13 protein-coding genes and 1 other annotated feature are annotated in these 9,067 nt (G+C 39.1%); all 13 genes read left to right on the forward strand.

Features of this window, described 5'->3' with window-relative positions:
- Position 1 precedes the first annotated feature (1 nt).
- The 13 genes from IV73_RS01715 to IV73_RS01775 all read left to right on the forward strand — a co-directional run bounded on the left by IV73_RS01715 (position 2) and on the right by IV73_RS01775 (position 8,793).
- On the forward strand, positions 2-544 hold the full coding sequence (locus IV73_RS01715) for a hypothetical protein (RefSeq protein WP_057753978.1): 543 nt from the start codon (positions 2-4) through the stop codon (positions 542-544).
- A gap of 48 nt (positions 545-592) precedes the next feature.
- Positions 593-742 (forward strand): 50S ribosomal protein L33, encoded by a 150-nt coding sequence (gene rpmG / locus IV73_RS01720; protein WP_057753981.1) that lies wholly within the window; start codon positions 593-595, stop codon positions 740-742.
- 39 nt (positions 743-781) lie between these two features.
- The gene (gene secE, locus IV73_RS01725; protein WP_057753984.1) at positions 782-952 is read left to right on the forward strand and encodes a preprotein translocase subunit SecE; all 171 of its coding nucleotides are present in this window, start codon (positions 782-784) and stop codon (positions 950-952) included.
- 102 nt (positions 953-1,054) lie between these two features.
- The gene (nusG, locus tag IV73_RS01730) at positions 1,055-1,666 is read left to right on the forward strand and encodes a transcription termination/antitermination protein NusG (protein WP_057753987.1); all 612 of its coding nucleotides are present in this window, start codon (positions 1,055-1,057) and stop codon (positions 1,664-1,666) included.
- Between the two features lie 149 nt (positions 1,667-1,815).
- Positions 1,816-2,241, forward strand: a complete 426-nt coding sequence (gene rplK / locus IV73_RS01735; RefSeq protein WP_057753991.1) for a 50S ribosomal protein L11 — start codon at positions 1,816-1,818, stop codon at positions 2,239-2,241.
- A 124-nt stretch (positions 2,242-2,365) separates the two neighbouring features.
- Positions 2,366-3,058, forward strand: a complete 693-nt coding sequence (gene rplA / locus IV73_RS01740) for a 50S ribosomal protein L1 (protein ID WP_057753994.1) — start codon at positions 2,366-2,368, stop codon at positions 3,056-3,058.
- 57 nt (positions 3,059-3,115) lie between these two features.
- Positions 3,116-3,244: a sequence feature (ribosomal protein L10 leader region), on the forward strand.
- Positions 3,245-3,270: 26 nt separating this feature from the next.
- Positions 3,271-3,777 carry a 50S ribosomal protein L10 gene (gene rplJ / locus IV73_RS01745; RefSeq protein WP_057753997.1) on the forward strand — a complete coding sequence of 169 codons (507 nt, stop codon included), beginning with the start codon at positions 3,271-3,273 and terminating at the stop codon, positions 3,775-3,777.
- 76 nt (positions 3,778-3,853) lie between these two features.
- Positions 3,854-4,219, forward strand: a complete 366-nt coding sequence (gene rplL, locus IV73_RS01750; protein ID WP_057754000.1) for a 50S ribosomal protein L7/L12 — start codon at positions 3,854-3,856, stop codon at positions 4,217-4,219.
- Positions 4,220-4,588: 369 nt separating this feature from the next.
- Entirely contained in the window at positions 4,589-4,771 is a 183-nt protein-coding gene (locus IV73_RS01755) for a hypothetical protein (RefSeq protein ID WP_057754003.1), read from the forward strand.
- On the forward strand, positions 4,764-5,870 hold the full coding sequence (locus IV73_RS01760) for an SLC13 family permease (RefSeq protein ID WP_057754005.1): 1,107 nt from the start codon (positions 4,764-4,766) through the stop codon (positions 5,868-5,870). The genes IV73_RS01755 and IV73_RS01760 overlap by 8 nt, the downstream gene beginning before the upstream one ends.
- Before the next feature lie 516 nt (positions 5,871-6,386).
- Complete coding sequence (gene rbsK, locus IV73_RS01765) at positions 6,387-7,322, forward strand: ribokinase (protein WP_057754008.1); 936 nt, start codon at positions 6,387-6,389, stop codon at positions 7,320-7,322.
- Positions 7,323-7,348: 26 nt separating this feature from the next.
- Positions 7,349-7,771, forward strand: coding sequence for a D-ribose pyranase (rbsD, locus tag IV73_RS01770; protein WP_057754011.1), 423 nt, complete (start codon positions 7,349-7,351; stop codon positions 7,769-7,771).
- A 113-nt stretch (positions 7,772-7,884) separates the two neighbouring features.
- Positions 7,885-8,793 carry a GRP family sugar transporter gene (locus IV73_RS01775; protein ID WP_057754013.1) on the forward strand — a complete coding sequence of 303 codons (909 nt, stop codon included), beginning with the start codon at positions 7,885-7,887 and terminating at the stop codon, positions 8,791-8,793.
- The last annotated feature ends 274 nt before the right edge of the window (positions 8,794-9,067 follow it).

The raw sequence follows: 9,067 nt of genomic DNA on the forward strand, positions 1-9,067 counted from the left end.
TATGGGGATGAAAAAAACGGGAATTACACAATCGCAATTAGTACGCCTACAACAGGGTGAGAATGAAGTAATACTGGAATTAACGAAACTATATCGGCCTTTAATTTGGGGATGTTTTCGGGGTCATCCGTTTGATATCACTGCCGAAGATTGGCAGCAAGAATCCATGATATTATTGATTCAAACGGGGCGTAATTTAGCAGCATCAGAATATCGAGCGTTTACTTCATATTTTCAAAAAGCCTGTTGGCGGCGGATGCAACGCCTGAAAAGTCCTAAAAATAACTGTATGGAACAGACAGTGCATCTGGGGGATTTAAGTATTGAAGCTATTTTGCCCAAACAAGGGGCGACCTTGCGCCACTTAGAGCTTTGCGTAGTTAATCAAATAACTTTAAATCAAACGACAAAACCATTACGGGTGACATATGATTTAATGCGGATGGGTTATTTGCAAGCTGAAATGGCACAAATTTTACGTTGCTCAACATCTAAAATTCGGTTAGATTTAGGAAAAGTGCGAAAACAACTTGAACACGGTTAGAAACAGATGCTATAATCAGGAATAAATAAATGATAGTGGAGATAGACCATGGCAGTGAAAAAAGTAGCTTTAGCTTGTAGTGTTTGTGGTTCACGGAATTATATGGTAGCGAAGAAACCTGAGCGCGTTGAACGGCTTGAAGTTAAAAAATTCTGCCCATTCTGTGGTCACCATACCTTACATAAAGAAACAATGTAAGGTTATAAATGTGAATTTAACGAGATTTGGAGATAGATGATGAAATTTTTTAAATCCGTATCAATGGAAATGCATCGTGTCACTTGGCCGACATTTAGTGAAAATACACGAAATACTGGAATTGTGTTAGGAACCTCCATCTTTTTTGCGTTATTCTTTGGTGGAGTTGATTGGTTGTTGCAACAAGGAATTATGTTCTTGTCCAAGTGACCCAAACGGCATATAATAATAGTTATTAATAATTCATTAGGGGCCCTTAGTCATAAGGGTTTTTAATTTACAAAAAATGGATAAAAATATTTGGAGGATTACATGGTTGAGTCGATTGAAGCTGAATGGTATGTGCTACAAACATACTCTGGTTATGAAAATAAGGTTAAGTCTAGTTTAGAGTCACGAATTGAGACAATGAACATGGTGGATTACATTTATCGCGTGATTGTGCCAGAACAAGAAGTAGTTGATCGTGATAAAGATGGAATGCCAATGCATGATGCAGATGGCGCTTTGAAGACACATATGGAGAACGAATATCCTGGTTATGTCTTGGTAAAGATGATTATGACGGATGAAGCATGGTATGTTGTGCGAAACACACCAAATGTCACAGGATTTTTAGGATCACGTGGAGGAGGAGCTAAGCCAGTTTCACTAACACCTGAAGAAGCCAACACGTTCTTGAGCCGTTATGATTCAGATGGTAATCCAATTGTTGAAGAAGAAGCTGCTGACCGGACCCAACTGACTTTGGATGCCAAGGTTGGGGATTACGTGAAGATCACTTCTGGACCAATGGCGGATCAAGAAGGACCAATTACCGAATTGGATAACGATAAGGCTGAAGTAACAGTCTTGGTAACCTTCTTTGGTCGGGAAACACCAACGCAAGTTTCATTTGCGGATGTTGATCCAATTGAGTATTAAAGAAATTAAATGACAACGTTCTTTTTAACGTTGCCATTTACAGTAATGTTTGGTATTATTAATTATTGTATGCGTGGTGACACGGATATGTGGGAGGCGGAAATCGAAACTCGCCATTTAATACCACAAGCACGAAGGAGGATACAATCGTGGCTAAGAAAGTTTCAAGTATTGTAAAGTTGCAGATTCCTGCCGGTAAGGCAACACCTGCTCCTCCAGTTGGTCCTGCATTGGGACAAGCTGGGGTTAACATCATGGGATTCGCCAAGGAGTTTAACGCTCGTACAGCGGATCAAGGGGGTCTTTTGATTCCTGTTGTAATTACAGTTTATGAAGATCGTTCATTTACCTTTATTACAAAGACTCCACCTGCAGCTGTTCTTTTGAAGAAGGCTGCTGGTGTTGAGAAGGGTTCAGGAGAACCTAACACAAAGAAGGTAGCAACGGTTACTGCGGCGCAAGTCAAAGAAATCGCTGAGACTAAGATGCAAGATCTAAACGCAGCTGATGTAGATGCAGCTGTTCGCATGATCGAAGGTACTGCCCGTTCAATGGGATTTGTTGTTGAAGGTTAATTATTTAACTGAAGTAATGAAACTTGAGAACCGTGTAAGTACGGATCGCATAGGAAACTAAGCATGATCAAGCGGGAGGTCTTGAACGACCGTTTGACCGCATTTGCAAGGAGGAATAGCTACCATGGCTAAGAAGTATGGAAAGAAATATTTAGCAGCTGCTGAAAAAGTTGACGCTGAAAAGTTGTATAGCTTGGATGAAGCGGCTGCATTGGTAAAGGACATTGACTTTGCCAAATTTGATTCAACTGTAGAAATTGCTTTTAAGTTGAACGTGGATACTCGTCAAGCTGATCAACAATTGCGTGGAGCCGTTGTTTTGCCAAATGGAACTGGAAAAGACCAAACTGTTGTGGTCTTTGCTCAAGGCGACAAGGCAAAAGAAGCTGAAGCAGCTGGAGCCGATGTTGTCGGTGGTGCTGAATTAGTGCAACGGATTTCTGATGGATGGTTGGACTTTGATGTTGCAATCGCAACTCCTGATATGATGGCACAAGTTGGTCGCGTTGGACGTGTGCTTGGGCCTAAGGGATTGATGCCAAACCCTAAGACAGGTACAGTTACATTTGATGTGACTAAGGCTGTTGAAGAGTCTAAAGCTGGTAAGGTTACTTACCGGACGGACCGTGACGGAAACGTTGCAGTTCCTGTTGGGAAGGTTTCATTTGATGCAGATAAGTTGGCTGGAAATATCAAGTCAATTTCTGACGTTGTCTTGAAGGCACGTCCTTCAGCTGTTAAGGGAACTTACGTGCAACACGTTTCAATTGCATCAACGTTTGGTCCTGCTATTAACTTGGATGTTACTTCATTGTAATTAAAAAGTTATTATCGTTCATTGACTTTCATCAGGATTATCTGGTATATTGTCTAATGAATTAAATCGATTCTACCTAAGACGCCGGTGGCTATTAGCCTTAATATCCTGCCGAGGAAGTGAAAATGAGCGAAAGCAAGTTTGAGCCCCCGGCACTCTAAGTGTTGGGGGTTCTTAGTTAGAATCAAATCTAAATAGGAGGATACAAACCCATGAGTGAAGCAACTATTGCAGTTAAAGCACAACAAGTTGAAGAAGTCGCTAACAAGTTTAAAGAAGCAACTTCTTCTGTTGTGGTTGACGTCCGTGGATTGACTGTTGATCAGTCAAACAGTTTGCGTAAGTCATTGCGTGAAGAAGGCGTTGAGTTGAAAGTTATCAAGAATAAGGTTTTGACGCGTGCTGCTGAAGCAGCTGATTTATCAGACTTGAATGACATTTTTGCTGGACCTTCTGCGGTCGCATTTTCAAATGAAGATGCCATTGCACCAGCCCGGATTTTGAAGAAGTACTCTGACGAAATCGATGCCCTTGAAATCAAGGGTGGTGTGATTGACGGCTCAATTGCTAGTGTCGAAGATATTAACAAGTATGCCGCTTTGCCAGACCGCGATGGATTGCTATCAATGTTGTTGTCAACATTGCAAGCACCAATCCGCAACGTCGCTTATGCAGTTAAGGCTGTTTCTGACGCCAAGGCTGAAGAAGCTGAAGCATAAGTACAATTGGTTTACAATCAGTTACAACAAACTATTAATTCTGCCATTATGGCAAAAATAAAAGGAGATTATTATCATGGCTTTTGATAAGGATTCAATCATCGCTTCATTGAAGGAAGCAACGATTATGGACTTGGCTGACTTGGTATCAGCTATTGAAGAAGAATTTGGTGTTTCAGCCGCTGCCCCTGTTGCAGCTGCTGGTGCTGCTGGTGGTGAAGCTGCTGCCAAGACTGAATTCGATGTTGAATTGACTTCAGCAGGTAACGCTAAGGTTCAAGTAATCAAGGCTGTTCGCGAAGTTACTGGATTGGGATTGAAGGATGCTAAGGGTCTTGTTGACAACGCACCTTCAGTTATCAAGGAAGGAATTTCAGAAGACGAAGCTAACGATTTGAAGGCTAAGTTGGAAGAATCTGGAGCTGAAGTTACTGTTAAGTAATTTTTGCTTTAATAAAATGAGAGCTTTAACTTCTCTTTGTGAGGAGTTGAGGCTCTTTTTTTGTAAATCATCATTTTTGACGTGCATTATAAATTTATTGGGATGGGGTGATAAATAAATCCAGATAAATATAAATAGTTTTGTAAAGATTATTACGAAAAAACACGAACTATATTGATGTTAATAGATACAATAGTTACTGATTTAATCGATTTAAAGCACGAATCAATTCAACGACGTTAGGGATTAAAAAAAATCCGGACGTTAGCTTAAAGTAAATATTTTATATTACAGTTTAGTGTTTGCGTAAAGAACACTTTTTTCAGATAATAGATAAGTTGAGTATTTATTATAAGGAGATGGTGGAGCATGGAGCACTTAAATCATACCAACCATAATTTATCGACTGGGCAGTTAGCAATTGAACTAGTCCCTGTAATCATGATTACAACTGGCGTTACTAGTATAATGGCAGCTAAGGCTTATCAGATGATTCGTCGTGCGAATAGCGAAGGCCGTGTCATGGAGAAAGTGCAGTCGATTAATGATTAAACAAATATTTACATATTTAAAAACGGACGTGATGTTTACCGCTAGTATGGTATTAGCCTTAATAACTTCGCTTTGTGTCCGACCTGATTTTAGTGCGATTAATTGGCACACCATTTTTAGTTTAATGACGATGATGATTTGGGTGGGCTTGCTTGAAAATGCTGGTATTTTTCATGCAATTGCGGTCTGGTTGGTCAATCGGAGTCATCATGCCCGCACCCTGATGACGAGTGTGACCGTCTTATCGTTTTTTGGAGCTATGTTTTTATCGAATGATATTGCGATTTTAACGATTATGCCGATCTATTTACGGCTTGCCAAAGAATTATCACCACGCTTAAAAATCGTGGGATCGACTTTAGTGATTATGGCCGCCAATTCAGGAGCCATTTTGTTTCCGTTTGGTAAATCACAAAATTTGTATATGTTTGGTTATTACCATAGTAGTGTGCAAGAATTCTTTAAATGGTCGTTGGAGCTGACTATAGCTAGTCTGGTATTAATGCTTATCATTACCCGTTTTGTGCGGGCCACACCCTTAAAAATTGATTTACCCCAAAAAGTGGAAGTTAATAATCGACGCTTAAGCTTTCTGGTTATTACTGGTTTAATCTTGGTGGCGACGATTTTTGGTTGGACCCCTTTTAATTTGGCCATTGGGACGGTGCTAATTGCTTTTTTCTTATATAACCGCAAGATGTTTAGAATGGTTGATTGGGGGCTACTAGCAACCTTCTTGTTCTTTTTCATTGCTACGAATAATTTATCCCATATTGCGATGGTGCAAAATGTGGTGGACATGTTATTTGATACGCAAACCCATGTTTTCTTAGGCACCTTTGTGTTGAGTCAATTCATTTCGAACTTACCAACAACCATTTTGATTTCAACGTTTACGACGCATGCCAAAGCACTTTTTTTGGCATCTAATATTGGGGGATATGGAACCGTCGTCGCGTCGATGGCCAATTTGATTGGTTATCGGCTCTTTAAACAAATGGAACCAAGGTATTCTAGCGCATTTATGAAGTTATTTATGGTAGTTAACTTTGTCTTTGCTGGAATCTTATTATTAATTTTTGGAATTTATATGATTTAAAAATAATTAAGGCCAGTTGAGATTCATCAGCTGGTTTTTTAATATTTTAAGAGTGAATGCGAATTATATCAAAGCGATTGCACGTTAAAAAAGGATATATTGATGAATTGCTTAGATTTTGGTTGTTTTTTTAATAATGGGCATAAACTCGGTGAATTATTTTGCGTGTGCAAGTTATTTTCATTTAAAAATAAAATCTAAAAACTTAATTTAAATTATCTAAGTGAATGTATTGACCATTAATATACATAATTGTGACAAATAAAATAAAAAAACATAAATAGTTATATTTAGATAAAACGTTTAAATTATTTGAATAAAACGTTTAACATAATGTAATGACGTAATTTGGAAAAAAATTTCAGAAAACGTTTACAAGAGAAAAATTATATATTATAATATAGAAATTGAAAGGTGCTTCACATGAAGTGGAAGACTAATAATGAAAATGTTAGCACGTCGCCCATGGTAAGTAGAACTTTTTAAAAATATTATAAAGAAATGAAGGAAACAAACATGGCTAAGATTATTACAGTTTTGGGATCAACCAACATTGATAAGGTCGTTTCTGTCCCACGTTTTGCGACAAGTGGAGAAACTTTACACACTCCTAACCACCAAGTTGAGGCAATGGGTGGAAAAGGTTTGAACCAAGGAGTTGCGGTTGCGCGCTCTGGAGTTAAGACGAACATGATTACTAAGGTTGGAAAAGAGCTTGATCTTTCTAAGAACATGAACGTTGAAAACCTAAGTACTGAGCATGTTATGCTTTCAGAAGGTGAAGAGACTGGACAAGCTTACATTACAGTTTCAGAAGAGACTGGTGACAACATTATCCATATCTATGGTGGAGCTAATGCTGATATGACCGCCGCTGATGTTCGGGCCCATGCGGAGGCAATTGCTGAATCAGATTTCGTGATTGCTCAATTGGAGACACCAATGGAGACGGTTATCGAGGGCTTCAAGATTGCGCGTGAAAATGGGGTCAAGACTATTTTGAACCCAGCTCCAATGCCTGAAATGGGTGGTTTGCCTGCGGAATTGTTGTCATTGACAGACATCATTGTTCCTAATGAGCATGAAACGTTTATCTTGACTGGCATTGAAGTTACTGATGAGCACTCAATGTTGCATAATGCGGCTTATTACTTCGAGCGAGGAATTGATACTGTAATCATTACTATTGGTTCAGAAGGTTCATTCTATATGCGTGACAATGGGGACGAAGGAATTGTACCAGCCTTTAAGGTAAATGCTGTTGATACCACCGCCGCTGGAGATACTTTCATTGGGGCCACTGCGACTCGTTTGAACAAGGACTTGGACAACTTGGCTGAAGCAATGCGTTATGGATCAGCCGCTTCATCATTGACTGTTTCACGGGCAGGAGCACAACCAAGTATTCCAACTGAAGCTGAAGTTTTGGCTGTTTTAGAAGCTAACAAATAATTCAGATTAAAAAAGAGGAATTAAAAATGCGTAAAACAAATCTTTTGAATACTAAGCTTTCAAATGCTATTTCAGAAATTGGGCACACCCAATGGTTAACAATTGGTGATTCAGGTCTTCCAATTAAGGATGATGGACGTAAGATTGATTTGTCAGTTGTGCGTGGATTACCTTTGTTTATTGATGTTTTGAAGGCTACTCTTTCAGAAATGAAGGTTCAAAAGGTCTTCTTAGCTGAAGAAATTAAGACAGAAAACCCAGCACAATTTGAAGCAATCAAAGCTTTGCTAGATGATGATGTTGAAATTGCCTACATTTCACACGATGATTTGAAGGCTATGAGCCGTGATGATAACAACATTGCCACAGTACGGACTGGTGAAATTACACCATTTTCAAATATTGTTTTGGAATCAAACGTTGATTTTGAAGGCGAAGCAATTAAGTAATTGAGCTATTATTAACGAATTGATCACTAATATGAGACCCATAGCGTAGCTTTCTATCACGGTGGGTCTCATATCTTTGTGATGAAAATTTTATTAAAGTAAGGATTAGAAAAATGAATATTACAGGATTATTCTTTGCCTTGTTGGCAATTATTGGTTGGAGTTCTTATCCTACCTTGGTTTCATACTTTGGTGGTAAGCCGGTTCAAGGAATCTTTGGGGCAACTTGGGGAACTTTGATTGTTGCGATTGTCTTGGCTTTGGTTACTAGAATGCCAATGTTAAATGGTTCTAACTTCTGGTTGGCCTTCTTCTCAGGGGCTGCTTGGGCCTTTGGAAATGTGTTGACGATTATGGCTTTTGGAATGAAAGACGAAGCCGGTAATGCGTTAGGTTCAGCTAAGGCTATGCCGATTTCAACTTCTTTCCAAATCACAGCCAACGTGGTTTGGGGTGTGACAATGTTAGGTAACTGGGCTTCAATGACATCAAAGGTGCTTGGTTTCTTTGCGGTTGTGATTATCTTGATTGGGGCTTACTTAACTACTTATCAAGAAAAGAAGACTGCTGGAAACAAGCAATTGTTGCTGAAGGCAGTTGGGGTTTTGTTGATTGCCCAAGTTGGTTACTCATTGTACGGAATTCTTCCACAATATACGCATGGTACTGATGGAATGCACATGTTCTTGCCACAAGCAATTGGAATGGCTGCCTTTGGGTTGTTAGTTGGATTGTATGAGACATTTAAGAACAGCAACAACATCTTCAAGCAATCAGTAACTTACAAGCAAATTTTCTCAGGATTATTCTTTGCGATGGCTGCTTTGGGATATTTGGTTTCAGCTCAACCAGCTATGCTTGGTTTGGCAACCGGATTCGTTTTGTCACAAGTTTCAATTGTTGGAGCTACAGTTTCAGGAATTCTTGTGATGCATGTTCACAAGACTGGTAAGGAATGGACTGTAATTTCAGTTGGGTTGGTCATGATTGTGGCTGCCGCTGCGGTAACTGCCTTTATCTAATATTAATTTAATGTAAAAATAATTATGATTAAACGACTTCATCAGTAATGGTAAGGTCGTTTTTTTGTGTTTTTAAAAGTTTTCAAGTAGCATATGTTACTTGATGGACTAGGGGTTGTATAGTAAAAATGATAAAAAAATTATACAATGTGGTTATAATTTATAAATTAAATTAAAATAAATTGGACAAAAAAGAAGAAGGAGGCACATAATGACTGAGCACAGCACAGCACAGCACAGCACAGCACAGCACAGCACAGCACAGCACAGCACA

Source organism: Weissella kandleri (genome assembly GCF_001438705.1).
In the GTDB taxonomy this organism is placed as follows: Bacteria; Bacillota; Bacilli; order Lactobacillales; family Lactobacillaceae; genus Weissella; species Weissella kandleri.

Coding starts and splice junctions, on each gene's coding strand:
- IV73_RS01715 (WP_057753978.1), top strand. CDS start 2: ATGGGGATGAAAAAAACGGGAATTACACAATCGCAATTAGTACGCCTA.
- rpmG (WP_057753981.1), top strand. CDS start 593: ATGGCAGTGAAAAAAGTAGCTTTAGCTTGTAGTGTTTGTGGTTCACGG.
- secE (WP_057753984.1), top strand. CDS start 782: ATGAAATTTTTTAAATCCGTATCAATGGAAATGCATCGTGTCACTTGG.
- nusG (WP_057753987.1), top strand. CDS start 1,055: ATGGTTGAGTCGATTGAAGCTGAATGGTATGTGCTACAAACATACTCT.
- rplA (WP_057753994.1), top strand. CDS start 2,366: ATGGCTAAGAAGTATGGAAAGAAATATTTAGCAGCTGCTGAAAAAGTT.
- rplJ (WP_057753997.1), top strand. CDS start 3,271: ATGAGTGAAGCAACTATTGCAGTTAAAGCACAACAAGTTGAAGAAGTC.
- rplL (WP_057754000.1), top strand. CDS start 3,854: ATGGCTTTTGATAAGGATTCAATCATCGCTTCATTGAAGGAAGCAACG.
- IV73_RS01755 (WP_057754003.1), top strand. CDS start 4,589: ATGGAGCACTTAAATCATACCAACCATAATTTATCGACTGGGCAGTTA.
- IV73_RS01760 (WP_057754005.1), top strand. CDS start 4,764: ATGATTAAACAAATATTTACATATTTAAAAACGGACGTGATGTTTACC.
- rbsK (WP_057754008.1), top strand. CDS start 6,387: ATGGCTAAGATTATTACAGTTTTGGGATCAACCAACATTGATAAGGTC.
- rbsD (WP_057754011.1), top strand. CDS start 7,349: ATGCGTAAAACAAATCTTTTGAATACTAAGCTTTCAAATGCTATTTCA.
- IV73_RS01775 (WP_057754013.1), top strand. CDS start 7,885: ATGAATATTACAGGATTATTCTTTGCCTTGTTGGCAATTATTGGTTGG.